Source organism: Azospirillum sp., assembly GCF_035627195.1.
In the GTDB taxonomy this organism is placed as follows: domain Bacteria; phylum Pseudomonadota; class Alphaproteobacteria; order Azospirillales; family Azospirillaceae; genus Azospirillum.
In genome coordinates, this window is sequence record NZ_DASPMG010000404.1 from 1 (window position 1) to 24,945 (window position 24,945).

The 24,945-nt window shown below is 70.2% G+C and carries 27 protein-coding genes; 11 read left to right on the forward strand and 16 right to left on the reverse strand.

Annotated elements, in window-relative coordinates:
• Nucleotides 1–1,257: DUF1329 domain-containing protein (locus VED21_RS34550; protein ID WP_324890455.1), on the forward strand; the 1,257-nt coding region annotated here is incomplete at its 5' end.
• A gap of 9 nt (nucleotides 1,258–1,266) precedes the next feature.
• Here the strand turns inward: VED21_RS34550 and VED21_RS34555 are convergent.
• Together VED21_RS34555 and VED21_RS34560 are read right to left on the reverse strand one after the other, a co-directional pair.
• Complete coding sequence (locus VED21_RS34555; RefSeq protein WP_324890456.1) at nucleotides 1,267–1,512, reverse strand: hypothetical protein; 246 nt, start codon at nucleotides 1,510–1,512, stop codon at nucleotides 1,267–1,269.
• 95 nt (nucleotides 1,513–1,607) lie between these two features.
• Nucleotides 1,608–2,045 (reverse strand): Fur family transcriptional regulator, encoded by a 438-nt coding sequence (locus tag VED21_RS34560; protein ID WP_324890457.1) that lies wholly within the window; start codon nucleotides 2,043–2,045, stop codon nucleotides 1,608–1,610.
• A gap of 186 nt (nucleotides 2,046–2,231) precedes the next feature.
• Between VED21_RS34560 and VED21_RS34565 the strand changes: the two genes are divergently transcribed.
• The gene (locus VED21_RS34565; protein WP_324890458.1) at nucleotides 2,232–2,759 is read left to right on the forward strand and encodes a superoxide dismutase family protein; all 528 of its coding nucleotides are present in this window, start codon (nucleotides 2,232–2,234) and stop codon (nucleotides 2,757–2,759) included.
• A 57-nt stretch (nucleotides 2,760–2,816) separates the two neighbouring features.
• Here VED21_RS34565 and VED21_RS34570 read toward each other — a convergent pair whose 3' ends face one another.
• From VED21_RS34570 to VED21_RS34600, 7 genes are all read right to left on the reverse strand, one after another.
• Entirely contained in the window at nucleotides 2,817–3,242 is a 426-nt protein-coding gene (locus VED21_RS34570) for a VOC family protein (RefSeq protein ID WP_324890459.1), read from the reverse strand.
• A 56-nt stretch (nucleotides 3,243–3,298) separates the two neighbouring features.
• A complete protein-coding gene (locus VED21_RS34575) occupies nucleotides 3,299–4,369 on the reverse strand; it encodes a sn-glycerol-3-phosphate import ATP-binding protein UgpC (RefSeq protein ID WP_324890460.1) in 1,071 nt (356 codons plus the stop codon).
• Nucleotides 4,370–4,372: 3 nt separating this feature from the next.
• Nucleotides 4,373–5,236, reverse strand: a complete 864-nt coding sequence (gene ugpE, locus VED21_RS34580) for a sn-glycerol-3-phosphate ABC transporter permease UgpE (RefSeq protein WP_324890461.1) — start codon at nucleotides 5,234–5,236, stop codon at nucleotides 4,373–4,375.
• A complete protein-coding gene (gene ugpA, locus VED21_RS34585; RefSeq protein ID WP_324890462.1) occupies nucleotides 5,233–6,117 on the reverse strand; it encodes a sn-glycerol-3-phosphate ABC transporter permease UgpA in 885 nt (294 codons plus the stop codon). Before ugpA ends, ugpE begins: the two co-directional genes overlap by 4 nt.
• A gap of 149 nt (nucleotides 6,118–6,266) precedes the next feature.
• Nucleotides 6,267–7,598, reverse strand: a complete 1,332-nt coding sequence (gene ugpB, locus VED21_RS34590; protein WP_324890463.1) for a sn-glycerol-3-phosphate ABC transporter substrate-binding protein UgpB — start codon at nucleotides 7,596–7,598, stop codon at nucleotides 6,267–6,269.
• Nucleotides 7,599–7,713: 115 nt separating this feature from the next.
• Nucleotides 7,714–9,204 (reverse strand): glycerol kinase GlpK, encoded by a 1,491-nt coding sequence (gene glpK / locus VED21_RS34595; RefSeq protein WP_324890464.1) that lies wholly within the window; start codon nucleotides 9,202–9,204, stop codon nucleotides 7,714–7,716.
• A gap of 99 nt (nucleotides 9,205–9,303) precedes the next feature.
• The gene (locus VED21_RS34600) at nucleotides 9,304–9,660 is read right to left on the reverse strand and encodes a hypothetical protein (protein ID WP_324890465.1); all 357 of its coding nucleotides are present in this window, start codon (nucleotides 9,658–9,660) and stop codon (nucleotides 9,304–9,306) included.
• A gap of 120 nt (nucleotides 9,661–9,780) precedes the next feature.
• Here VED21_RS34600 and VED21_RS34605 point away from each other — a divergent pair, with 120 nt between their 5' ends.
• The 3 genes from VED21_RS34605 to VED21_RS34615 all read left to right on the forward strand — a co-directional run bounded on the left by VED21_RS34605 (nucleotide 9,781) and on the right by VED21_RS34615 (nucleotide 11,664).
• Nucleotides 9,781–10,014 (forward strand): hypothetical protein, encoded by a 234-nt coding sequence (locus VED21_RS34605; RefSeq protein WP_324890466.1) that lies wholly within the window; start codon nucleotides 9,781–9,783, stop codon nucleotides 10,012–10,014.
• Between the two features lie 10 nt (nucleotides 10,015–10,024).
• Complete coding sequence (locus VED21_RS34610) at nucleotides 10,025–11,296, forward strand: MFS transporter (protein ID WP_324890467.1); 1,272 nt, start codon at nucleotides 10,025–10,027, stop codon at nucleotides 11,294–11,296.
• 95 nt (nucleotides 11,297–11,391) lie between these two features.
• Nucleotides 11,392–11,664, forward strand: coding sequence for a hypothetical protein (locus VED21_RS34615; protein ID WP_324890468.1), 273 nt, complete (start codon nucleotides 11,392–11,394; stop codon nucleotides 11,662–11,664).
• A gap of 278 nt (nucleotides 11,665–11,942) precedes the next feature.
• On the opposite strand, the gene purH is transcribed toward VED21_RS34615, so the two are convergent.
• The 4 genes from purH to VED21_RS34635 all read right to left on the reverse strand — a co-directional run bounded on the left by purH (nucleotide 11,943) and on the right by VED21_RS34635 (nucleotide 16,974).
• Nucleotides 11,943–13,520: a bifunctional phosphoribosylaminoimidazolecarboxamide formyltransferase/IMP cyclohydrolase gene (gene purH, locus VED21_RS34620; RefSeq protein WP_324890469.1), complete on the reverse strand. Its 1,578-nt coding sequence runs from the start codon at nucleotides 13,518–13,520 to the stop codon at nucleotides 11,943–11,945.
• A gap of 129 nt (nucleotides 13,521–13,649) precedes the next feature.
• Complete coding sequence (locus tag VED21_RS34625) at nucleotides 13,650–13,898, reverse strand: hypothetical protein (RefSeq protein WP_324890470.1); 249 nt, start codon at nucleotides 13,896–13,898, stop codon at nucleotides 13,650–13,652.
• Entirely contained in the window at nucleotides 13,895–15,556 is a 1,662-nt protein-coding gene (locus tag VED21_RS34630) for a heparinase II/III family protein (protein WP_324890471.1), read from the reverse strand. Before VED21_RS34630 ends, VED21_RS34625 begins: the two co-directional genes overlap by 4 nt.
• A gap of 125 nt (nucleotides 15,557–15,681) precedes the next feature.
• Nucleotides 15,682–16,974 carry an RsmB/NOP family class I SAM-dependent RNA methyltransferase gene (locus VED21_RS34635; RefSeq protein WP_324890472.1) on the reverse strand — a complete coding sequence of 431 codons (1,293 nt, stop codon included), beginning with the start codon at nucleotides 16,972–16,974 and terminating at the stop codon, nucleotides 15,682–15,684.
• A gap of 146 nt (nucleotides 16,975–17,120) precedes the next feature.
• On the opposite strand from VED21_RS34635, the gene VED21_RS34640 reads away from it, so the two are divergent.
• Together VED21_RS34640 and VED21_RS34645 are read left to right on the forward strand one after the other, a co-directional pair.
• Nucleotides 17,121–18,545 (forward strand): MBOAT family protein, encoded by a 1,425-nt coding sequence (locus VED21_RS34640; RefSeq protein WP_324890473.1) that lies wholly within the window; start codon nucleotides 17,121–17,123, stop codon nucleotides 18,543–18,545.
• Between the two features lie 30 nt (nucleotides 18,546–18,575).
• Nucleotides 18,576–19,682, forward strand: coding sequence for an alginate O-acetyltransferase AlgX-related protein (locus VED21_RS34645; RefSeq protein WP_324890474.1), 1,107 nt, complete (start codon nucleotides 18,576–18,578; stop codon nucleotides 19,680–19,682).
• A 102-nt stretch (nucleotides 19,683–19,784) separates the two neighbouring features.
• Here the strand turns inward: VED21_RS34645 and VED21_RS34650 are convergent, their stop codons facing one another.
• Together VED21_RS34650 and htpX are read right to left on the reverse strand one after the other, a co-directional pair.
• Nucleotides 19,785–20,717: an exopolyphosphatase gene (locus tag VED21_RS34650; protein ID WP_324890475.1), complete on the reverse strand. Its 933-nt coding sequence runs from the start codon at nucleotides 20,715–20,717 to the stop codon at nucleotides 19,785–19,787.
• 100 nt (nucleotides 20,718–20,817) lie between these two features.
• The gene (gene htpX, locus VED21_RS34655) at nucleotides 20,818–21,753 is read right to left on the reverse strand and encodes a zinc metalloprotease HtpX (RefSeq protein ID WP_324890476.1); all 936 of its coding nucleotides are present in this window, start codon (nucleotides 21,751–21,753) and stop codon (nucleotides 20,818–20,820) included.
• Between the two features lie 128 nt (nucleotides 21,754–21,881).
• Between htpX and VED21_RS34660 the strand changes: the two genes are divergently transcribed.
• Complete coding sequence (locus VED21_RS34660) at nucleotides 21,882–22,055, forward strand: succinate dehydrogenase assembly factor 4 (RefSeq protein ID WP_324890477.1); 174 nt, start codon at nucleotides 21,882–21,884, stop codon at nucleotides 22,053–22,055.
• Nucleotides 22,056–22,184: 129 nt separating this feature from the next.
• Nucleotides 22,185–22,646 (forward strand): thermonuclease family protein, encoded by a 462-nt coding sequence (locus tag VED21_RS34665; protein WP_324890478.1) that lies wholly within the window; start codon nucleotides 22,185–22,187, stop codon nucleotides 22,644–22,646.
• Between the two features lies 1 nt (nucleotide 22,647).
• Here the strand turns inward: VED21_RS34665 and VED21_RS34670 are convergent, their stop codons facing one another.
• The gene (locus tag VED21_RS34670) at nucleotides 22,648–23,469 is read right to left on the reverse strand and encodes an MBL fold metallo-hydrolase (protein WP_324890479.1); all 822 of its coding nucleotides are present in this window, start codon (nucleotides 23,467–23,469) and stop codon (nucleotides 22,648–22,650) included.
• A gap of 251 nt (nucleotides 23,470–23,720) precedes the next feature.
• On the opposite strand from VED21_RS34670, the gene VED21_RS34675 reads away from it, so the two are divergent.
• Complete coding sequence (locus VED21_RS34675) at nucleotides 23,721–24,164, forward strand: spore coat U domain-containing protein (protein ID WP_324890480.1); 444 nt, start codon at nucleotides 23,721–23,723, stop codon at nucleotides 24,162–24,164.
• Between the two features lie 11 nt (nucleotides 24,165–24,175).
• A complete protein-coding gene (locus VED21_RS34680) occupies nucleotides 24,176–24,904 on the forward strand; it encodes a fimbrial biogenesis chaperone (protein ID WP_324890481.1) in 729 nt (242 codons plus the stop codon).
• Nucleotides 24,905–24,945: the final 41 nt, after the last annotated feature.

Genomic DNA, 24,945 nt, shown 5'->3' on the forward strand with positions numbered 1-24,945 from the left:
CCGCTGGAGGGGGAGCTGACGCCGCTGGGCGCCATCCGCGCCGCCAACGGGCCGCGCACCATCCCGGCCTGGACCGGCGGCCTGACGGTGCCGCCCAAGGACTACGTGCCCGGCCAGCCGCACCCCGACCCCTTCGTCGACGACACGCGCTGGTTCACCGTGCAGGCGCAGGAACTGGACCGCTTCGCCATCCGTCTGTCCGGCGGGCTGAAGGCGCTGCTGCGCAAGTACCCCGGTTCGTTCGAGGTGCCGGTCTACCTGACGCGCCGCACCGCCGCCCTGCCGCAGCGCGTCTACGACGAGACCATCGCCAACAGCGGCCGCGCCGCGCTGGCCGAGAACGGGCTGGGGGTGCGCGACGCCCGCGTCGGCATCCCCTTCCCCATCCCGAAGAACGGCGCGCAGGCGATGTGGAACCACGTGCTGCGCTGGCGCGGCGACACGCTGACCCGCTTCGACGGCATCGCCGTGCCGGACGAGCACGGCAACGCCACCGTCACCATGTACCGGGAGGAGACGCTGTCGCCCTATGCCGCCGGCATGGGCGACGCCATCGGCCGCTACTACCGCCGGGTCGGGGTGAAGCCGCGCGAGGTGGCGGGCGGCACGCTGCTGCTGCACCTGTCGCTGGACCCGCTTCGCCGTCCCTTCGCCGGCTGGTACCGCCCGCCGGGGGAGCCGCGCGTGCTGCGGGCACCCGACTACGCCTACGACACGCTGGACCCGGCGACGAGCGGCATCCGCACCGCCGATATGCGCGACATGTTCAGCGGCATGATGGACCGGTTCGACTTCAACCTGGCCGGCCGGCGCGAGATGTACGTGCCCTACAACGCCTACCGGCTGAACGGCGCGGGACTCGTGCTGCCCGACCTGTTGTGGGCGTCGCACCCCAACCCGGCCTTCCTGCGTTACGAGCTGCACCGCGTGTGGGTGGTGGAGGCGACGCTGAAGCGCGGCCTGCGCCACGGCCTGCCGCGCCGGGTCTACTACATCGACGAGGATTCCTGGCAGATCGTCATGGCCGACCATTACAACGACGCGGGCGAACTGGTGCGCTACGCCGAGGCGCACGGCATCCAGATGTCCCACGTGCCGGCGTTCCTGCCGACCATGGAGTTCACCTTCGACATTCCCGGCGGGCGCTATATGGCCAGCGGCATCGACAACACCGAGAAGCCGCCGCAGTTCGACCGCCCGATGAAGGTGGAGGAGTTCTCCGCCGAATACCTGCTGGAGCGCGTGACGAAGCGTTGAGCCTGAAGCCTACGAGTCGTCCGAGAAGCCCAGGCGCAACGCCTGCCCCGGCGCGCGGCGCCAGCGGCCGACGCCCTGCGGCGGAAAATGGGCCGCCGGGTTGTCGAAGCCGCACAGCCCCATCAGGTCGACCGACACGCCGGCCTGGATCAGCGCGGCTTGCGCGAAGGATTCGTACAGCCGGCCCAGCACGTCCTGGGGGACGCCCGCATCCTCCAACGCGCTGGCCGCCTGAAGCAGCTTCTCCGCGATCATGATGGCCGTCCACACCATGCCGCCAAACGCGGCAGCTTCGTTTAGACGCTAATCTAACCCCGAAGGAGCCAGGGGCGCAAGCGCGGCGGAGGATGTCATACCCCTTTGCCCTCGCCCTTGTCGTCGTCGCGCAGGGGTACGCCGTAGATTTCCAGCCGGTGGCCGACGATGCGGTAGCCGAGTTCGCGGGCGATCCGCTCCTTCATGGCCTCCAGCTCGGGGTTGGTGAACTCGATCACCCGGCCGGTGCTGGTGTCGATCAGGTGGTCGTGGTGGATGCCGCGCTTTTCCTCGTACCGGGCGCGCCCGTCGCCGAAGTCCACCTTCTCAACCACGTCCGCGTCCTCCAAGAGGCGCATGGTGCGGTAGACGGTGGCGATGGAGATCCGCGGGTCGATTCGCACGGCGCGCCGGTGCACCTCCTCCACGTCGAGGTGATCCTCGGCCTCCGACAGGACCTTGGAAATGACGCGGCGCTGGCCGGTCATCTTCAGTCCCTTTTCCTGACACAGCGTCTCAAGCCGCGATGCCATGCCCGTCACACTCCCTTTGTCTTTATCATGGCCGATCATAGTGCAAACCGGGCGCATCCCTGTCCAGCGATCACGCGGCCGAATGCCGCATCTATATCCATGAGCGACGTTGACGCGCCACGATTTCCGTAGCCGACTGTTGCGGAACCGCGCAACGACGCGGCGCACGTCAGGGAGTGAGCCATCATGACACGCACCATTACCGCCTGTGCCACCGCCGCAGCGGCCGCCGTCCTCCTGCTGGGCATCGGCGCCGCTTCGGCGCAGACGCCCGCGACCGCCAAGGCCGCCATGAAGGACGCGCAGGGCAAGGCGCTGGGCACCGTCACCCTGCAGCAGCACCCGCACGGCGTGGTGATTCGCGGCGAGTTGGACAACGTCGCCCCCGGCTGGCACGCCGTCCACATCCACGCCGTCGGCAAGTGCGAGCCCGACTTCGCCGCCGCCGGCGGCCACTTCAACCCGACCAACGCCAAGCACGGCATGGGCGCGACCGAGATGCACGCCGGCGACCTGCCGAACTTCTTCGTGGACGAGCGCGGCCACGCGCGGTTCGAGATGATGACCCACCGGGTGTCCCTGACCGACGGCCCGAGCAACGTGTTCGACGCCGACGGCGCGTCCCTGATCGTGCACGCCGGCGTCGACGACTACGCCACCGACCCCGCCGGCAACTCCGGCAACCGCATCGCCTGCGGCGTGATCGCGAAGTGATCGCTCCCTCCCCCTCCCCCTGCTCCGCAGGGGGAGGGCCGGGGTGGGGGCACGGCCCTACCGCGCGAAGATCTGGCTCATGTCCTGGAAGCTCTTAAACTCCAGCGCATTGCCGCTGGGGTCGAGGAAGAACATGGTCGCCTGCTCGCCGACCTGACCCTTGAAGCGGATCTGCGGCTCGATCAGGAACTTGAGCCCCGCCGCCTTCAGCGAATCGGCAAGCCGGTGCCAATCGTCCCAGCCGAGGATGACGCCGAAGTGGCTGGCCGGCACGTCCTCGCCGTCCACCGGGTTGGTGGCATTGGCCCCCGCCTCCTCGGAGACGTGGGCGACGATCTGGTGGCCGTACAGGTTGAAGTCGATCCAGCGGTCGCTTTCCCGCCCGACCGGACAGCCCAGAAGCCCGGCGTAGAACGCCCGCGCCTCCTCCTTGTCGCGGACGGGGAAGGCGAGGTGGAAGGGGGGAATCGGATTCGTGGTCATGGTCGTCGGTCTCTCCCTCCGGGATTTCCGACCATTCTACTGCGAGAATCAGCCGTCTACGAGTCGATCCGTCGCCCGCTCTCCACCTCGAACAGGTGCAGCGCGTCCGGCTCGGCCGCCAGGGCGACCGTGTCGCCCGCCCGGCAGGTCGGCAGGCCGGGCAGGCGGGCCAGCAGCACGGCGCCGCCGGATAGCCGTCCGTGCACCACCGTGTCGGCGCCCAGCGCCTCGACCAGTTCCACGTGTAAGGATAGGGGGCCGTCCGGCGCCGGCCGCAGGTGCTCCGGCCGCACGCCCAGCTTCACCGGGCGGCCGGCGTGGTCCGCATACGGGCGCGGCAGGGCGAGGCGCTCGCCGCCGGGCAGCACCACGCCCGCACCGTCGTCCGCCACGCGGGCGTCCACCACGTTCATCGGCGGGGCGCCGATGAAGCCGGCGACGAACAGGCTGGCCGGGCGCTGGTAGACCTCCAGCGGCGTGCCGACCTGCTCGGCCACGCCGTGGTTCATCACCATGATGCGGTCGGCCAGCGTCATCGCCTCCACCTGGTCATGGGTGACGTAGAGGCTGGTGATGCGCAGGCGGTCCTGCAGGCGCTTGATTTCCACGCGCATCTGCGTGCGCAGCTTGGCGTCCAGGTTGGACAGCGGCTCGTCGAACAGGAAGACGGCCGGCTCGCGCACGATGGCGCGGCCCATGGCGACGCGCTGGCGCTGCCCGCCCGAGAGCTGGCTGGGCCGGCGCTCCAGCAAGGCGCCCAGTTCCAGGATTTCGGCGGCCTTGTCGACGCGCGCGCGGATCTCCGCCTTCGCCAGCCCGCGGATCTTCAGGCCGTAAGCCATGTTGTCGTACACGCTCATATGCGGGTAGAGCGCGTAGTTCTGGAACACCATGGCGATGTCGCGGTCCTTGGGCTCCAGGCCGTTGACCACGCGCCCGCCGATGGCGACCTCGCCCCCGGTGATCGCCTCCAGCCCCGCCACCATGCGCAGCAGCGTGGATTTGCCGCAGCCGGAGGGGCCCAGCATCACCAGGAACTCCCCGTCCGCCACCGCGAGGTCGATCCCCCTGATCGCCTGCACGTTGCCGTAGGACTTGCGCACGCCGCGCAGATCGACCGTCGCCATGGATTACTTCTCGCTGTCCACGAGGCCTTTGACGAACCAGCGCTGCATCGCCACCACCACCGCCACCGGCGGCAGCAGCGCCAGCACCGTGGTCGCCATGATGATGTTCCAGTCGGTAGCGCTCTCGCCGGTGCCGATCATCTGCGTGATGCCGATGACCATGGTCTGCATCTCGCGGCTGGAGGTGACCAGCAGCGGCCACAGGTACTGGTTCCAGCCGTAGATGAACAGGATGACGAAGAGTGCGGCGATGTTGGTGCGCGACAGGGGCAGCAGCACGTCGAAGAAGAAGCGCACCGGCCCGGCCCCGTCGATCTTGGCGGCCTCCACCAGCTCGTCCGGGATGGTCAGGAAGAACTGGCGGAACAGCAGCGTGGCGGTGGCCGACGCGATCAGCGGGATGGTCAGCCCGGCGTAGGTGTCGATCAAGCCTAAGTCCGCCACCACCTTGTAGGTGGGGATGATGCGCACCTCCACCGGCAGCATCAGCGTGACAAAGATTATCCAGAAGAACAGCATGCGGCCCGGGAAGCGGAAGAACGCCACCGCGTAGGCCGACAGGATGGAAATGGCGATCTTCCCCACCGCAATGCTCAGCGCCATGATCAGGCTGTTGACCATCATGATGCGGACCGGCGTGCCGGTGACGCGCTCGCCCCGCCCCTCGCTCCACGCCGCCGCGTAGTTGGCCGCCGCCTCGCCGCCCGGCGTCAGCGGCAGGTTGCCGCGCGCGATGGTCGCCGCGTCCCAGGTGGAGCCGATCAGCGTCATGTAGATGGGAAAGGCGAAGACCAGCACGCCCAGGATCAGCACGAGGTGCGGCACAAGGTCGATGATGCGGCGCCAGGGCTTTTCATGGGCCGTCATGCGTAGTGCACCTTGCGCTCGATGAAGCGGAACTGCAGGGCCGTCAGCGCCACCACCACCAGCATCAGGATCACCGATTGCGCCGAGGAGCCGCCGAGATCGTTGTTGATCACGCCGTCGACGTAGACGCGGTAGATCAGCGTCTCCGTCGCCTTGCCCGGTCCGCCCCTGGTCATGGCGTGGATGACGCCGAACGTCTCGAAGAAGGCGTAGACGACGTTGACCACCAGCAGGAAGAAGGTGGTCGGCGACAGCAGCGGGAAGGTGATGGTCCAGAACCGCCGCCCCGCCCCCGCCCCGTCGATGGCCGCCGCCTCCAAGAGCGAGCGCGGGATCGCCTGCAGCCCGGCCAGGAAGAAGATGAAGTTGTACGACACCTGCTTCCACGCCGCCGCCAGGATGACCATCAGCAGCGCCTGGTTGTCGTTCAGCCGGTAGTCCCAGGCGACGCCCCACGCGTTCAGCGCCCGCCCCAGCACGCCGATGTCCGGGTGGACGATGAACACCCACAGCACCGCCGCCACCGCCGGAGCCAGCGCGTAGGGCCAGATCAGCAGCGTCTTGTAGAGGTTGCGCCCGCGGATGCCGGCGTCGGCGAGAGCGGCGAACAGCAGCGCCAGCGTCATGGACAGCACGGTGACCGCGGCGCTGAAGATCACGGTGACCCACACCGTGTGCCGGTAGTTGGGATCGGCCAGCACCAGCTCGAAGTTCTCGAACCAGACGAACTGCCGGCGCAGGCCGAAGGCATCCTGCAGCAGCATGGACTGTTCCACCGCCTGCGCCGCCGGCCAGTGGAAGAAGACGAGCGTCACCGCCACCTGCGGCGCCAGCAGCAGGTAAGGAAGGATGCGGTTGCCGAACACGACGCGGCGCTGCATGGGGATCCTTTTCTTCCCTCTCCCGCCCCGGGAGAGGGAGGGGCCCGCCCAGAGGGCGGGAGGGTGAGGGTAAGCGCAAGGATCCTTGACTATACCCTCACCCGGCCGCTTCGCGGCCACCCTCTCCCGAGGCGGGAGAGGGTAATTTCTCACCCCCTGTTGGCGCGCTCGAAGGTGCGGAGCACGGCGTTGCCGCGCTGGACGGCGGCGTCGAGGGCCTGCTGGGCCGACTGCTGGCCCTGGAAGGCCTTCTCCATCTCCTCCTGGATGATGTTGCGGATCTCCGGCAGGTTGCCCAGGCGGAACCCGCGGGAGTTCACCGTCACGGCCGAGCGGGTGATCTGCTGGTAGGGCACGTCGGCCCCCGGGTTCTTCTCGTAGAAGCCGGCCGCCTTGGCCTGCTCGAATCCCTGGAAGGTGACGGGGAGATAGCCGGTGTCCATGTGCCACTTGGCGTCCACCGACGGCTGGGCGAGATGCCTGAAGAACTCGGCCACCGCCTTGTACTCATCCGCCGTGCGCTTGGGCGAGGTCATCACCCAGAACGCCGCACCGCCGATCACGCCGTTCTTCGGGGCGCCCGCGGCCTCCGGCCAGTAGGGCAGCATGGCCGCGGCCCAGGCGAACTTCGCCTCGCGCGAGATGCGCAGGCGCAGCCCCGAAGACGCCGTCTGCATGGCGCATTCGCCCGACGGGAACAGGGCGTCCGCCGCCGTGTCGCGGCCGGCGTACTTGAACAGCCCCTCCTTGTGCATGTCGATCAGCGTCTGCAGATGTTTCACGTGCAACGGGCTGTTGATCTTCAGTTCGGCGTTCAGGCCCTTGAAGCCGTTCTCCTGCGTGGCCAGCGGCAGGTCGTGGATGGCCGAGAACTGCTCGAACTGCACCCACGTCGGCCAGGAGGTGGTGTAGGGGCAGGCGATGCCGGCCGCCTTCAGCTTGCGCGCGGCGTCGACCAGCGCCGGCCAAGTCTGCGGCGGGGCGTTCGGGTCCAGGCCGGCCTTCTGGAAGGCGTCCTTGTTGTAGAACATGACGGCGGTGGAGCTGTTGAACGGCAGCGCCATCATCTTGCCGTCGGCGGTGGAGTAGTAGCCGCGCACCGCCGGCAGGTAGGCGCTGGGGTCCAGCGCCGTGCCCGTCTCCTCCAGGAGCTTGTAGACCGGCTTGATGGCCGGGCCGGCGGCCATCATGGTGGCGGTGCCCACCTCGAACATCTGCACGATGTGCGGCGCGTTGCCGGCGCGGAAGGCGGCGATGGCGGCCTGCATCGTCTCGGGGTAGGAGCCCTTGAAGGTCGGGTTGACCTGCACCTTGTCCTGGCTTTTGTTGAAGTCCTGGACCAGCTGCTCCAGCTGGCCGCCCAGCGGCTGCGGCAGGCCGTGCCAGAACTCCACCACCGTCTTCTGCTGGGCGTGCGCCGCGCTCGCGGCGGCCACGAGCGCCACCGCCGTGCCGGCGGCCAGAATGCGCATGCTGCTCATCGGTCCCATCTCCCTGCTTCTTTGTGCCCAGCTCTGTGTTCCAGGTCCGGTGGATCCCCTAGCCGGCTCCGGTTTCGCGGGTGTGTCGCTTGCGTGAAGCTTTGGTAACGAAGCGTCAACGCGAGCGTACGCGCGCCAGCGCCGCCCGCCAACCGGCGTAGAGCCGGTCGCGCACGGCGGCGTCCATGCGCGGTTCGAACCGCCGCTGGCAGCGCCATGCGGCGGATATCGCGTCCAGCCCGCCGTACACGCCCGCCTGCATGCCGGCGAGGTAGGCGGCACCCAGCGCCGTCGTCTCCGTGACGTCGGGGCGCTCCACCGCCACGCCCAGGATGTCGGCCAGGAACTGGCAGACCCAGTCGTTGACCACCATGCCGCCGTCGACGCGCAGCGCCTCCGGCGCGGTGCCGCCGTCGGTGCTCATCGCCTCCATCAGGTCGCGGGTCTGGTAGCCCACCGACTCGAGTGCCGCGCGCACCACGTGCGCCAGCCCGCTGTCGCGCGTCAGGCCCAGGATGGCGCCGCGCGCGTCCGGATCCCAGTGCGGCGCGCCCAGGCCGGTGAAGGCCGGCACCAGATAGACGCCGCCGGTGTCCGGCAGCTCGCGCGCGTGGTACTCGCTGCTGGCGGCGTCGGGAATCAGGCGCAGCCCGTCGCGCAGCCACTGCACCGCCGCGCCGGCCACGAAGATCGACCCTTCGATGGCGTAGGTCGGCTTGCCGCCGAAGCGGTAGGCAACGGTGGTCAGCATGCGGTGCTTCGACGGCACGAAGGTGTCGCCGACGTTGAGCAGCGCGAAGCAGCCGGTGCCATAGGTGGACTTGATCATGCCCGGCTGGAAGCACGCCTGCCCCACCGTGGCCGCCTGCTGGTCGCCGGCCATGCCGGTGACGGGGATGCGGGCACCCAGCACCGCGGCTTCCGCGACGCCGAAGTCGGCGGCGTTGTCCAGGACGTGCGGCAGGACGGAACGCGGCACGCCGAACAGGCGCAGCAGGTCGTCGTCCCAATCCTGTTTGCGGATGTCGAACAGCAGGGTGCGCGAGGCGTTGCTGGCATCGGTGGCGTGCACCCGGCCACCGGTCAGGCGCCACAGCAGGAAGCAGTCCACCGTGCCGAAGGCCAGCTCGCCACGCTCCGCCCGATCCCGCGCGCCGGGCACGGTGTCGAGCAGCCAGCGCAGCTTGGTGGCGGAGAAGTAAGGATCGATCAGCAGGCCGGTGCGCTCGCACACCATCGGCTCCGCCCCGTCGGCGGTCAGGCGGCGGCAGAGATCGGCGGTGCGGCGGTCCTGCCAGACGATGGCGTTGTGCACCGGCTCGCCCGTGCGGCGGTCCCACAGGACGGTGGTCTCGCGCTGGTTGGTGATGCCGATGGCGGCGACGGCGTGCGCGCCCAGCCCGGCCTTCTCCAGCGCGGCGCGCATGACGGCGACGGTGTCGTTCCAGATGTCCTCGGCGTCGTGCTCCACCCAGCCGTCGGCCGGGTAGAACTGGCGCAGTTCCCGCTGCGCCGAGGCGACCGGCCGCGCGTCGCGGTCGAACAGGATGGCGCGGGTAGACGTCGTGCCCTGGTCGATGGCGAGCACGTGCGACGCCGTCTGCATGGCGTTCCCCTCCCTATTTTTGCCTGAGCGTGCGGGAGGGAAATGCACCTGTCAATCGGCGCAGAGGTCAATCGGCGCAGAGGTCAATCGGCGCAGAGGTCAATCGGCGCAAAGGCCGATGACCCGCCCCTGCTGGTCGAGATAGCGGAAGCAGCCGAACTGCGGCCGCGTCTTCTGGCATTGGCCGCTGCCGTCGGCCTGGATGATGCAGCGGCCCTGGCAGTCGGCGGCCGAGGTGCAGGTCTCGCCCGCGTCGGCGTAGTCCTGGAAGCACATCGGCAGGCCGCGCATGCCGCCCTTCCCCCAGCGACCGCCGGCCTGCGCGCAGGCGGCCTCGGTGTCCGGCGCGGACGACGGGGCGGGCGGTGGCGCCGCCGTCAGCGGCGTCTGCGCCCGGCTCTCCATGCATGACGCAAGCAGCAGGGCGGACAGGGCAAAGAGGATGGCTTTGGGCATGGGGATGACCTCCGGCGGCGTTCGCCCTGAGACTATACCGCGCAAACACGTGCCATGGACGGATGCGGTTGGAAGCGCATCCCCGATCGGTTAGACTACCTCCGATACCAGGAGGCCCGCATGGAAGAACGCCTCGGCCGGATCGAGCGCGACGTCAACACGCTGACCAGCGACGTCACGGCCATGAAGGACGATATCGCCGCCCTGAAGAAGGGACAGGCCGATATGATGAACACCCTCACGCAGGTTCTTCAGATGCTGGCGCGCATCGACGGGCGCCTGGACGAGCAGCGCGCGACCATCAACGCGCTCATCCCCACGCGGATCGCCGCGGTCCCGCCCGCCGCAGAATGACCGCCACCGCATGATCGCCCCCGACCGCCGCGCCATCGCCGCGTGGTGCCTCTACGACTGGGCCAACTCGGCCTACAACACGGTCATCACCACCTTCGTCTTCGCCGTCTACTTCACCCGCGCCGTGGCACGGGACGAGGTGCTGGGGACGGCGGCGTGGAGCCGCGCCATGGCCGCCGCCGGGCTGGCCGTCGCCATCCTCAGCCCGGTGCTGGGGGCGGTGGCCGACCACACCGGACGGCGCAAGCCGTGGCTGGCGCTGTTCACAGCACTCACCGTCGCCTTCACCACGGCGCTGTGGTGGGTGAAGCCGGACCCGTCGTCGATGGCGCTGGCCCTGGTCTGCGTGGCGCTGGGCACCATCGCGTTCGAGCTGGCCAACGTCTTCTACAACGCCAGCCTGCCGGCCGTGGCGCCGCCGTCCATGTTCGGGCGGGTGTCGGGCTGGGGCTGGGGCACGGGGTATTTCGGCGGGCTGGCCTGCCTGATCGTGGCGCTGTTCGGCTTCGTGAACAACGAGGCACCCGTCTTCGGCCTGTTCTCCACCACGGACCAGGAGAACGTGCGCGCCACGGCGCTGCTGGTGGCGGCGTGGTTCGGGCTGTTCTCCCTGCCGCTGTTTTTGTGGGTGCCGGACGAGCCGGGACCGGCCAAGCCGCTGGGCCGGGCGGTGCGTGAGGGCTTGGCGACGCTGTGGCGCACCATCGGCCACGCGCGCCAGTACAGGCAGATCGGCCGCTTCCTGATCGCGTCGGCCTTCTACCGCGACGCCATCAACACGATCACCGCCTTCGGCGGCATCTACGCAGCCGGCACCTTCGGCATGAGCTTCGAGGAGATCGTGCTGTTCGCCATCGTGCTGAACGTGGTGGCGGGGCTGGGTGCGGTCGGCTTCGCCTGGATCGACGATTGGTTCGGCGCGCGGCGCACCATCCTGATCAGCGTGGCCGGGCTGATCGTGTCGGGCGTGCCGCTGATCCTGGCCACCGACAAGACGGCGTTCTGGGTGCTGGCGCTGGGGCTGGGGCTGTTCTTCGGGCCGGCGCAGGCGGCCGGGCGGTCGATGATGGCGCGCCTGTCGCCGGAGCACATGCAGGGCGAGATGTTCGGCCTCTATGGCCTGTCCGGCCGGGTGGTGGGCTTCTTCGGCCCGCTGGCGCTGGGCTTCGCCACCGAGGCGTTCGCCAGCCAGCGCGCCGGCATGGCCTCCATCCTCGTGTTCTTCGCCGTGGGGTTCGTGCTGATGCTGGGCGTTCGCGACCCGCTACGCCCTACGCGGTAGTGCGGATCACCTATTCCCACTGGACAATTCCTTGCTGCGGTGCAACATAGGTAGTCTCTACCGTGACGCCGGGTTACCTGCGCAGGATAAGGGCCATGCTCCACATCAAGGACATCGAGGCGTTCGCCTCCATCAACGAGGCGCTGGCCCGCAATTCCAAAAGCGCGTCCAAGAACGCGCCCGCCACGCCGCCGCACACGCGGCGCGCCGCGTCGGGACAGGTGGTGCCCTTCCCCGCCAAGGAGCGCGAGGAGGAGAGCGAGGGCGCCGACACGTTGGGCGGTGCGGGCTACGACTTCGACCTCGTGCCGTCGCGCGCGCCGAACATGGCGACGCTGTTCACCCGGATGTTCTTCGGCCGGCGGTGAATGACGGGAGTGCGTAGGTTGGGTTGAGTTCCAACCGGCGCTGACGGGCCGACCCGCGGCGGGATGAAACCGTTCGAAAGCCCCTCTCCCTTGAGGGGAGAGGGGTTGGGGTGAGGGTGATTACGGCCGAATGGCCGGAGAACAAGACTCTTTGTCCCGCCTACCGGCGGTAATGCCCCCTCATCCCAACCCTTCTCCCTCAAGGGGAGAAGGGCTTTTCAGTTCCCGCCAAGATGTGTGCATCACGTAGCGTCGGAGGCAGGGGAGGGATCCACACGTCAATGGCGGAAGTGGCGCATGCCGGTGAAGACCATGGCGAGGCCCTTCTCGTCGGCGGCGGCGATCACCTCGTTGTCGCGGATCGAGCCGCCGGGCTGGATCACCGCCGTCACGCCGGCCTCGGCCGCCGCCAGCAGGCCGTCGGCGAACGGGAAGAAGGCGTCCGACGCCACCACCGAACCCTTGGTCAGCGGCTCCGCGATGCCGGCGGCCTTCGACGCCTCCGCGGCCTTGATGGCGGCGATGCGGGCCGAGTCGACGCGGCTCATCTGACCGGCGCCGATGCCGGCGGTCGCACCATCCTTGGCGTAGACGATGGCGTTCGACTTCACGTGCTTGGCGACGCGGAAGGCGAACAGCAGGTCCTTCAGCTCCTGCTCGCTGGGGGCGCGCTTGGTGACGACCTTCAGCTCCGCCGCCGCCACGCGGCCCGAGTCGCGGTTCTGCAGCAGGAACCCGCCGGACAGCGCCTTGATCATCATCCCCGGCGCGGCCGGGTCGGGCATGTCCTTGGTCAGCAGCACGCGCAGGTTCTTCTTGGTCGCCAGCACGGCCCGCGCCGCGTCGTCGGCGTCCGGGGCGATGACCACCTCGGCGAACAGCTTGGAGATCTCCTCGGCCGTCGCGGCGTCCAGCGGGCGGTTCAGCGCGATGATGCCGCCGAAGGCGCTGACCGGATCGCAGCGTAGCGCCAGCGCGTAGGCGTCCAGCAGGCTCTCTCCCTCGGCGACGCCGCAGGGGTTGGCGTGCTTGATGATGGCGACGGCCGGGCGCTCGAACTCGGCGACCAGCTCGAAGGCGGCGTCGGTGTCGTTCAGGTTGTTGTACGACAGCTCCTTGCCCTGAAGCTGGATGGCGGTGGCCACACCCGGGCGCTTCTCGCCGGTGACGTAGAAGGCGGCCTGCTGGTGCGGGTTCTCGCCGTAGCGCAGGGTCTGGCTGAGCTGGCCCGAGAGGCTGTAGCGGGGCGGGAAGGTCTCGCCCAGCTGCCCGGCGAACCAGGCGGAGATGGCGGCGTCGTAGGCCGCGGTGCGGGCGTAGGCGCGCTGCGCCAGCGTGCGGCGCAGGCCCAGCGTGGTGGCGCCGTCGTTGCGCTCCAGCTCGCCCAGCAGCTCCTCATAATCCTCGGGATCGGTGACCACGGCGACGAAGTCGTGGTTCTTGGCGGCGGCGCGGATCATGCCGGGGCCGCCGATGTCGATGTTCTCGACGCAGTCCTCGAAGCCCGCACCCTTCGCCACCGTCGCCTCGAACGGGTAGAGGTTGACGACCACGAGGTCGATGGGCGGGATGTCGTGCTTGGCCATGGCGTCGGCGTGCACGTCGCGGCGGGCCAGGATGCCGCCGTGGATGCGCGGGTGCAGCGTCTTGACGCGGCCGTCCATGATCTCCGGGAAGCCGGTGTGGTCGGAGACCTCCTTGACCGGCACGCCGGCCTCGGCGAGGCGCTGGGCCGAGCCGCCGGTGGACAGGATCTCCACTCCACGCGCCGCCAGCGCCTGTCCAAGCGCCACGAGCCCCGTCTTGTCGGACACGGAGATGAGGGCGCGGGTGATGCGGACGGTGTCGGGGGTCATGTGGCCAAGCTCCATCTGTGCCCCCTCTCCAAAAGAGGGGTAATGTTTCTCGAAAACCCGGATTGCGCGGGGATTTACGCCCCCTTGCCCATGCGGCGCAAGGGCCATGTGCGCGTGGCTGCTCTCACGTTACCGCGGCGGGCGCGTCCCGCGGCCCCACCGCCGGAACCGCACCATCGCCCACACGAGCCCGCCAGCCAGCAGGCCGGCCGCCCCCAGCGCGGCAAGCCCAAGGGCGGCGCCGAACGCCTGCGGCATCTCGGCGATCAGGTGACCATCCTGGTCGTAGCGTTCAGGCGGAAACAGGACGACCAGGACGGCCCCGGCCAGCCCGGCGCACAGCAGGATGGCGCAGGCGGCCCAGTAGAGCCGCCTCATCCGCTCTTGCGTTCGCGGCGCAGGGCCCATTTGACGGTGGCGCCGTTGGCGTCGGCATGGCCGGTCACCACGATCTGCATGGTGCGGCGCGGCTCGTCGCCGTTGCCGACATAGATGCTCTCGGCCAGTTCCAGCAACCCGCCGGCCGCGTGCAGGCGCCAACCGGCGCCGCTGGGCAGGCGCAGCAGCACCTGCTGGCCGTTGTGGATCACCGAGGCCTGAACCTGCGGGTGCAGGTGGAAGCGCACGACGAAGGGCTGCGCCGCCGGGTTGGCGCCCAACACCGGCTCCAGCGTGTCCTCGCCGCGCAGGTCCTCGCCGTTCTCGGCCAGGTAGACGCGGCGGCGGTGCAGGTAGCCGAAACCGCGGGCGTAGCCGTTGTGCGTCGCCACCACCAGGACCGCACCCTCGACCTCCTGCCGCTCGCAGCCGACGTGGCCGGGGCGGCGGCCGAGGCCGCCGTCCTCCAGCACCTCGGCCGAGTTGGTCTCAGCCAGGACGACGGTGGAGTGGGCGGCGGTGGCGGCCAGCGCGGCGCGCCACGGGCCGCTGCCCGACGCGTGGCTGCCGCAGTTGACGATCAGCCGCTCCTTGCCGACCGACACCTCCAAGGCCAGCGTGCCGGCGTGGGCGCGCGCGTCCAGGCCGGACGGCGGCGGCGATCCGGTGTCCATCAGCACCAGCGTGCGGCCGGCGATCAGCCGCTCGAAGCCGGTGTGCGGCGCGCTCTTCAGCGGCCGGCCGCGGGCGTCGGCCTGGGCCAGCACGGTGTCGACGAAGGCCGCCTCCTCCTCGTGCCCGCCGTTGAACAGCGCCAGCCCGCCGTCGCCGTGGCGGAAGAAGCGCAGGGCCGGGGTCATGCGGTCGATGGCGTGCTGCAGCGCCTCCGGCGTCTCGGCACGGGCGGCGCGCAGCACGGCGCGGATGTCGATCAGGTGGCGCAGCACCTGCATCTGCACCGACGGGCTGCGCTCCACATGGCCGCCGTCGGGCAGGATCTGGCGGGGCAGCTCGCGTTCCAGGAGGCGCAGGGCGTCGCCCACCACCCGCTCGCTGCCGGGCAGGCACAGGCCGCCGTAGAGCAGGCCCTTGATGGCGGCCAGCAGCGCCGCCCCTTCCAGCGTGCCGGGGGTGACGCGGGCCAGATGGCGCGTCTGCCGGGCCAGGCTGTCGAACACGCGGGCGCGGAACTCGTCGTCGGCGCTGGCGCAGAAGAAGTCGTGCAGGCCGATCCAGGTGGAGACGCGGGCGCCCAGCACGTCCGGCGCCCAGGTCTGCGCGTTCCAGGTGCCGTTGCGCTCCAGCCAGGACAGGACCAGGGCGCGCGCGCGCCGCCGGGCGTTGTCGCCGCCGGCCGTGCGCAGGTCGCGCATCCATTCGAAGCCGTGCAGCGCGTCCATCCAGGCGGCCGATGCGCCGACGGGGTGCCAGGGCGCCTCGCCGTTCGGATCGCCGTTCACCGCGGTTCCGGCGAAGCGGTAGACGCCGGCCATCAGCGCCGCCCCGGCCTCCGCGTTGCCCGGCCAGGGATCGGGCGGCACCACGGACAGCGCGGTCGGCGCGCGGCCGCCCAGCGTCAGGGAATAGATGGGGTTGCCGAAGGCGATCTGGGCGACGCCATCGCGGAAGCGCCCGAAGGTGTCGCGCACGCCGGACATGGGCCTACCTCGCCCCGCGGCGGGCAAGGCCGGCCGGGCAACGGAAAGCGGTGAGGGCGCGGGCGATCAGGGACATACCCGTTCGTAACAATTCGGCGCGCCCACCGCAAGCGAGCGGTAAACCTTTAGGGCAGGCGTCGCAGTCTTGCCACAAAGAAGCCGTCGATGCCGCCCCGGTCGGCCAGCATGCCGGGCAGGGAGCGCACCTCGCCCCGCTCGTTGATCAGCTCGGCCAACCCGTCCAGCTCGTCCGGGGTGACGGGCACACGCTCCACCCGATCATCCCTGGTGATCAGCCGGTCGATCTGCGCCTCGCCCTCCTCCGGCTGGATGGAGCAGGTGCAGTAGACCAGCGTGCCGCCCGGCTTCAGCAGGTCCACCGCGTGCGCCAGCAGGCGCCCCTGCGCGCGCGCCAGCTTGGCCACGTCGTCGGGCTGCTTCAGGCGCTGCACGTCGGGGTGGCGGCGGATGGCGCCGGTGGCGGTGCAGGGCGCGTCCAGCAGGATGGCGTCGGCCGGCGCGCCGGCGTCCCAGGTGGCGACGTCGGCGGCCAGCAGTTCCGCCGTCAAGTGCAGGCGGGCGAGATTCTCCTTCACCCGCTCCAGCCGCCGGGCCGAACGGTCGACCGCCACCACGTCGGCACCCATGGCGCAGAGCTGCGCCGTCTTGCCGCCCGGCGCGGCGCACAGGTCGTAGACGCGCTTGCCCCTGACGTCGCCCATCAGCTTGGCGGGCAGCGAGGCGGCGAGGTCCTGCACCCACCACGCACCCTCGGCAAAGCCCGGCAGTTCGGTGATGGCGCCGCCGGCGGGGCGGCGCAGCGTGCCGGTGGGCAGCGGCGTCGCCTCCAAGGGTGCCGCCCAGGCGGCCGGGTTCTCCTTGACGGTGACGTCCAGCGGCGCCTCGGTCAGGTGCGCCTCGACGATGCCGCGGGCGCGGGCGGTACCGTAGGCCTGCCGCCACGCCAGCCACAGCCAGTCCGGCGCGTTGAGGCGGCCGGCGTCCTGCGCCTTGGCCAGTTCCGCCCCCTCGCGCGACAGGCGGCGCAGCACGGCGTTGATCAGCCCCTTGTAGGGGGCCGCCCCGCGTGCCGCCGCCAGCTCGACCGAGGTGTCGACCGCCGCGTGCGCCGGGGTGCCAAGGAAGACCAGCTGCGCGGTGCCCAGGCGCAGCACGTCGTGCACCACGGCCTTGGGCAGGCCGGGCTTGGCGAGGCTGCCCTCGATCAGCGCGTCGATCTGCCCCAGCCGGCGCAGCACGGTGGAGACCAGCAGGCGCACGAAGCCGCGGTCGCGCGGCTCCAGCGCGCCCAGGTCGGGGTGCGCGTCGAACGCGTCGTCGAGCGGGACGGACTTGCGGAGCACCTCGCGCACGAGGTCGAGCGCCACCGCGCGGGCGGCCAGGGAAGCGTCGGTCATGCGGGGGATGTAGCGCGGCGGGCCGGCGGTGTCGATGGGGAAGCGGCGCGACGCCCCTTCTGTTCGCACACCCCCGTTGAACCGCGCCGCCCGGCCCGGTAGTGTCGCCGCGCACGCCCGGGGGCCGGGCGCCTGGGGGTGCGGGGATGGTCTTCAGTTCGCTGCCGTTTCTCTATTTCTACCTGCCGCTGGTGCTGGCCGGGTACTTCCTGCTGCCGCGGGTGCTGCGCAACGGCTTCCTCTTCGCCGCCAGCATCCTGTTCTACGCCTGGGGCGAGACCTGGTACGTGCTGGTCATGCTGGGCTCCATCGCCTTCAACTGGGCGGCGGGGCTGTTCATCCAGGGGGCGTCTGGATCGGCGCGGCGCTGGCTGCTGGGCGGGGCGGTGGTGGCGAACCTCGGCGCGCTCTTGTGGTTCAAGTACGCCAACTTCCTGACCGACAACCTGAACGCGGCCTTGGGCGGCAGCATCCTGCACCTGGACCCCATCCACCTGCCCATCGGCATCTCCTTCTTCACCTTCCAGGCCATCTCCTACGTGGTCGACATCGCGCGCGGCGACGTGCAGGCGCAGCGGGGCTTCGTCGCCTACGGCATGTACAAGTCGCTGTTCCCGCAGCTGATCGCCGGCCCCATCGTGCGCTACCGCGACGTGGCGGGCGAAGTCGGGCGGCGCGCCACGCGGCTGGACGACATCGCGTCGGGCATCGGGCGCTTCGTGGTGGGGCTGGGCAAGAAGGTGCTGATCGCCAACGTCGTCGCCGGGCCGGCCGACGCGGTGTTCGCCCTGCCGGCGGACCAGCTCACCCCCGGCCTCGCGTGGTACGGGGCGGTGTGCTACGCGCTGCAGATCTACTTCGACTTCTCCGCCTATTCCGACATGGCGATCGGCATCGGGCGGATCCTGGGCTTCCACTTCCTGGAAAACTTCAACTTCCCCTACGCGGCGACCAGCCTTCAGGACTTCTGGCGGCGCTGGCACATCTCGCTGTCGTCATGGTTCCGCGACTACCTCTACATCCCGCTGGGCGGCAGCCGCGGCGGGCCGGTGCGCACGGCGTTCAACCTGTTCGTGGTGTTCCTGCTGTGCGGCTTCTGGCACGGCGCGGCCTGGACCTTCATCGTCTGGGGCCTGTGGCACGGCTTCTTCCTGGCGGCCGAGCGCTGGGGACTGGGTGCGCTGGTGGCGGCGCTGCCGCGGGTGGCGCAGCACGCCTACGCGCTGGCGCTGGTGCTGGCCGGCTGGGTGTTCTTCCGGGCCGACAGCCTGGGGCACGCGCTGGATTACCTGCGCGCCATGGCCGGGCTGGGCAGCGCGCCGGCCGGCCTCGCGTGGCCGATCGACACGGTGAGCCCGGAGGTGCTGGCGGTGATCGCCGTCGGCTCGCTCGCCTCCCTGCGCGTGGCCGAGCGCGCCTACGCCTGGATCGAGCGTGCGACGGCGGAACGTCCGCTGCTGCTGTCGCCCTGGCTGGCGCTGCGGCTGGCGGGGCTGGGCGCCATCATGCTGGCCAGCACGGCGTCGCTCACCGCCGGCAGCTTCAACCCCTTCATCTACTTCCGGTTCTGACCCATGGCCGCGCCCCTGCCCCGTCCCCCTATGACACGCAAGGTCTTCGCCGCCGCGCTCGCCGCCGTCTTCCTGGGCGGGCTGTGGCTGCCCATGGCGCGCCAGCATGCCATCGTGCCGGACGTGGTGCTGGACAATGGCCGCCTGCGCCCCTTCGCCGACATCGACAAGCGCTTCGAGGAACAGTTCGCCTGGCGCCAGCGCCTGCGCGACGCCTACAACCAGGTGCGCTGGACGGCCTTCGGCGCGCTGGTGCCGTCGGTCCTGCAGGGCAAGGACGGCTGGTTCTTCTACCGCTCGGAGAAGGCCAAGGACGGGCCGGGCATCGACGACGCCATGGGCCAGCTGCGCGTCGACGCCGCGACGCTGGAGCGCTGGCGGACCATCCTGCGCGCCCGCGCGGCGGAGATGGAGCGGCGCGGCATCCGCTACGTCGCGGCCGTCGCCCCCAACAAGCAGACGGTCTACCCCGACCTTCTGCCCGACGGGGTGCCGGCGCACCGCGCCGGCCCGACGCGGCTGGAGCAGGCGCTGGCGCACCTCGACCCCGGTCTGCCGATCGACCTGACGCCGGCCCTGCGCGCGGCGCGTACGGAGTCGCAGATCTACTTCAAGACGGACACCCACTGGTCGCCCACCGGCGCCTTCGTCGGCTACCGCGTGCTGGCCGAGCGTCTGGCCGCCCTGCTGCCCGGCGTGGGACCCATCGAGCGTGCCCGGCTGAAGGAGGTGCGCGGCCCCTACTACGGCGACATGTCCGCCATCGCCTCCGTCCCGCTGATCGAGAACGCGGCCCCGCGCCTGTTCGGGACGGAGGAGTTCCCGGCGCGCTGCGCCACCGGGGCGGCGCTGCTGACGGTGCAGGCCAGCGCCTGTCCGCCGATGCAGATCGGCCAGCTCTACCGCACCCGCCGCGACGACGGGCGCCTGCCCAAGGCGGTGGTGTTCCACGATTCCTTCATGGACGCGATGGTGCCGTTCCTGGCCCAGCACTTCCGCGAAGCCGTCTTCGACCGCGGCGCCGTCAACCCGGCCGTCATCCTGCAGGAGAAGCCGGATGTGGTGATCGAGATGCGCGTGGAACGCTACCTCGACCACTTCTTCATCGAGGTGCCCTGGCCGGCACCGCAGAGCTGACGCGGTGAACGTTGGGTTTTCGGCTTCGGCCTCAACCCAACCTACGGGGACGTGCCCCCTGTAGGTTGGGTTGAGCGCAGCGAAAACCCAACGCCGGAACGCTTACCCGTCCGCCCGCATCCGCGCCACGATGCCGGCCAGCACCGCCTCCGCCTTGTCGTTGTCGACTTGGCAGGTGCCGGCGGCGTGGTGGCCGCCGCCGCCGTGTTCCAGCATGAGCGCGCCGATGTTGGTCTTGGAGGAGCGGTTCAGGATCGACTTGCCGCAGGCCAGCACCGTGTTCTGCTGCTTCAGCCCCCACAGAACGTGGATGGACACGTTCGTCTCCGGGAACAGCGCGTAGATCATGAAGCGGTTGCCGGCGAAGATCGTCTCCTCGTTGCGCAGGTCCAGCACCACGACGTTGCCGTGCACGGTGGCGCAGCGCTTCAGCTGGTCCACGAACGGCTCGCGGTGCTGCATGTAGAGGTCGACGCGTTCCTTCACGTCGGGGAGCGCCAGGATCTGGTCGATAGTGTGCTGCCGGCAGTAGTCGATCAGCTCCATCATCAGCTGGTAGTTCGACACGCGGAAGTCGCGGAAGCGGCCCAGCCCCGTGCGCGCGTCCATCAGGAAGTTCAGCAGCGTCCAGCCGGTCGGTTCCAGGATGTCGTCGCGGCCGTACTGGGCGCTGTCCGCCTGGTCGACGGCGCGCATCATCTCGTCCGACACGCGCGGGAAGCGCGCCGCGCCGCCGAAGTGGTCGTAGACCACGCGCGCCGCGGACGGTGCGTCGGGATGGATGATGTGGTTGGGCTTCTTGCCGACGCGGATCGTTTCCGACAAATGGTGGTCGAAGACGAGGTGCGCACCTTCCACGTAGGGCAGGTTGGTGGTGATGTCGCGGCCGGTGATCTCCACCTTGCCGTCCTGCATGTCCTTCGGGTGGACGAACTTGATGTCGTCCACGAGGTCCAGTTCCTTCAGCAGCACGGCGCAGACCAGCCCGTCGAAATCGGACCGGGTGACCAGACGGTACTTCGCGTTCTCGCTCATTCGACCCCCAATACGCCCCTTCCGGCGGGAGACGCGAGCGTAGTCGCAACCGTCCGCTGCTGCAACCGCCGGGAGGGGCGACGGTTGGACGCGGAGCCCCTCAGTTCCAGGGACCGCGCGGCGGGGCGCCCCACGGGCTGGCCGGCGGCTGGTGGTAGCCGCCGCCATAGCCGCCGTAACCGGCCATTTGCTGGAGTGCCGCCACGCGGTTCTCCACGTTCGGGTGCGTGGAGAACAGGTTGTCCATGCCGCCGCCGTGCAGGGGGTTGACGATGAACAGGTGCGCGGTGGCCGGGTGCGCCTCGGCCTGCGGGTCGCGGTAGTGGGCAACGCCCTGGTGGATGCGCTCCAAGGCGCTGGCCAGCCACAGCGGCTGGCCGCAGATCTCGGCGCCGATGCGGTCGGCCTCGTACTCGCGGGTGCGGCTGATGGCCATCTGCACGACCATGGCCGCCATCGGCGCCACGATCGCCACCAGCAGCGCGCCCACCCAGCCCAGCGGGCTGCCGCCCCGCCCTTCCTCGTTGGAGCCGTGCGAACCGCCGAAGAACATGCCGAAGTTGGCAAGCATGGAGATGGCGCCGGCCACCGTGGCGGTGATCGTCATGATCAGCGTGTCGCGGTTCTTCACATGCGCCAACTCGTGCGCCATGACGCCGGCGACCTCCTCGGCACTCAGCATGTTCAAGAGGCCGGTGGTGGCGGCGACCGCCGCGTTCTCCGGGTTGCGGCCGGTGGCGAAGGCGTTGGGCTGGTCGGATTGGATGACGTAGACGCGCGGCATGGGCAGGCCGGCGCGTTGCGCCAGCTGCTGGACGATGCCGTAGTAGTCGGGCGCGGTGTAAGCGTCCACCTCCTGGGCGCCGTACATGGACAGCACCATGTTGCCGGAGTTCCAGTAGGCGAAGACGTTCATGCCCAGCGCCATCAGGAAGGCGATCATCATGCCGCCCTGCCCACCCAGCAGGTAGCCCATGCCGGCGAACAGCGCGGTGAGCCCGGCAAGCAGGATGGAGGTCTTCAGATAGCTGGTCATAGCCCGTGTTCATCCGAGTGGGGTGCCCCGACGGGGCTTCCCGCCGGGCATCGGTGGTGATATGGGCTTGCCCGCGCGCGCCGTTCAAGAGGACACGGCGCCGCTTGCGCTGGCGTGAGGACGCACCCATGAGCGAGACGAAGATCCTTCCCGAGACGGAAGACCGCAAGACCGGCAAGGCCGAGCCCCAGCCCGGCCTGAAGGGGCCGGAGCAGATGCCCGGCGAGATCGGCGGCCCGCAGGGTCCCGAGCCGACGCGCTTCGGCGACTGGGAGAACAAGGGCCGCTGCACCGACTTTTGATAGGACCATAGGCCCTGCACACATACGCATGCAGGACCTTTTACCTATTTCTTACTTGATGCGTTCCCGTTGCAGGGATAGGATCCCAAGCGTGAACCGGGCTGTTGCCCGCCGCGTGGAGGGACCCGCGTGCGCCCCATCCTGCCTGCCAAGGCCCTGCTTGCCGCTGTCGTGATGATCGCCTCCGCGCCGGCCCTGGCCGAGCGCCCCGTGCTGCCCGGCCCGATCCCGGCGGACGTGCTGGAGGTGGTGGACGGCGACACGCTGGCGGTGCGCGCCACCGTCTGGCTGGGCCATTCGGTGGAGACACGCGTGCGTCTGGAGGGCATCGACACGCCGGAGCGGCGCGCCCAGTGCCCGCAGGAAAAGCAGCTGGCCGAGGCCGCGCACGAGCGTCTGCGCGCCCTGGTCGCCGACGGCCGGGTGACCCTGCTGGACGTGCAGAACGACAAATACGGCGGCCGCGTGCGCGCCCGCGTGCTCACCGCCGCCGGCGCCGACGTGGCCGAGGCGCTGCTCACCGCCGGCCTCGCCCGCCGCTACCACGGCGAACGCCGCCAGTCCTGGTGCGACGTGGCGGCGTTGCGATAGGTCAGCCGCACCGCTCCAGCTCCACCTTGTCGTGTGAGCACACCACGCGCACCGCGCCCGCGTGCTGGCGGACGAGGTCGCGCAGGCGGTCCTGGTTGGCGAGGCGGGCGGCGCGGTCCACCTCCATCATCCGCTGGTAGGCGCGCAGACCCGGCGGGCAGTGCGGGCGGGCCGGGTCCATCTCGCCGTGGAAGAAGTAGGCGTCACCGGCCAGCAGCAGCCAGCCCCCGGCGTCCTGCACCGCCACCCCGCAGTGGCCCCAGGTGTGGCCGACCAGCGGCACCAGCAGGATCTCCGGCGGCAGCCCTTCCAGGTCGCGCACCGCGGCGAAGCCGAACCACGGCTCCCCGCCCGGTTCGTAGGTATGCCAGCGCACCCCCTCGTCCCACTGCCGGGGGCGATAGCGGTTGCGGGCGATGAAGCCTGTGCGCTCGTCGCGCGCGGCCTGCAATTCGCGGGCATAGAGGTGCACCGTGGCGTTGGGGAAATCCTCGATGCCGCCGGCGTGGTCGAAGTCCAGGTGGGTGACGACGATGTGCCGCACGTCCTCGGCCTTGAAGCCCAGGCGTTCGACGGCCCGGCGCGCCGTGTCCTCCTCGCGCAGCTGGATGTTGTTCAGCGCCCGGAAGAACGGGCTGAGGCGCGGGCGCGGCCGGTGGACATCGCGCAGGCCGAATCCGGTGTCGACCAGGACCAACCCCCGCGCCGTCTCGATCAGCAGGCAGTGGCACACGAGGTGCGCCGTCAGGCCATGGCTGTAGCCATCGAACAGCCGGCCGCCGACCGGACACATGGTGCCGCAATTGATGTGATGGATACGCATCGCACGCCCCCGTATGCTTTCGGCCACAACAGTTGCTGAGCGGCGATCGCACGGAAAAGCGGCAACCCTCGCCGGTCATACGCCCTCGGTAAAAGGGGCTGCGCGCCTAAGGGGTTGCCCATTGTTAACGGCACTACTCCGATCTCTCGGGTTATCTTCCGCGGCACCTTCGCTCACATTGGTGGTTACGAGCCTGACATCTCCATTGCGAGCGGGGCTGAGCGATGAGGAAAGCGTCCTTATCCGTCTGTATGGCGTGTCTCGCCGGGCTGGCCGCCGTGCCGGCCGGGGCGGCCAACACCAGCACCACCTTCACCGTTTCCGCCACCGTGGTGGCGACGTGCAGCGTGTCGGCGTCCAACCTCGCCTTCGGAAGCTACACGGGCACCGGCAACACCGACCAGACCACCACCGTCACCGTCACCTGCGGCAACGGCACCAGCTATTCCGTGGCGCTGAACGACGGCGCCAACGCGTCGGGCAGCACGCGGCGCATGGCGAACGGGTCCAACTACCTCGCCTACGAGCTCTATTCGGACTCCGGCCGGACCACCGTGTGGAACGCCGCGGCGCCGGTCGCCGGCACCGGCAACGGTGCCGCCCAGACGCTGACCGTCTACGGCCGCATCCCCACGGGACAGAGCGTGCCGGCCGGCGCCTACACCGACACCGTCCAAGTCACCGTGACCTATTGAGGGAGGCGGGCATGCGTCGGCGAATGACGGCTTTTGCGCTCCTGGTCGCCTTCTTCAACGCAGCACCCGCGCTGGCCGGGTCGATGGAACTCTACCCCGTGCGCATCGACCTGGCGGCCGAGCGTCCATCGGCCACCATGAAGGTGCGCAACACCGGGGCCGAGCGCATGACGGTGGAGGTGCGCACCGCCGCCTGGGCACAGGACGGCGGCGCCGATGCCTACCAGCCGACGCGCGCCGTGCTGGCCTCGCCGCCGGTGTTCGAACTGCCGCCGGGCGCCGAGCAGGTGGTGCGCGTCGGCCTCGTTGAACACACGGCGGGCGGGCGCACGGCCGGCGGCGTCGAGGGCGCCTACCGGATCTTCCTCCAGGAACTGCCGGAGCCGGCGGCCCACCGCGGCGAGGCGGTGCGCACGCTGCTGCGCGTCGGCGTGCCGGTGTTCGTCAACACGGCCGGCGGCGCCGCCCCGGCGCTGGGCTGGGCGGCGCGGCGCGAGGGCGGTGCCCTGGTGCTGGAGGCGCGCAACACCGGCACCGCGCACGCGCGCATCCATGCCCTGTCCGTCGCTTCCGCCGGGGCGCCGCCGCGCCCGCTGGAGGGGCTGGGCGGCTACGTCCTGCCGGGCGCCACCCGCCGTTTCGTGGTGCAGGCCAACCGCGTTCCGGGATCCACCCGGACCATCGACATCGAGGCGCAGACCAGCCATGGACCCAGCCGGGAGACGGTGCCCATCCGCTGAGCGCGCCCGAAGACGGCGCGCCGGACGGTGCAGCGCGATCC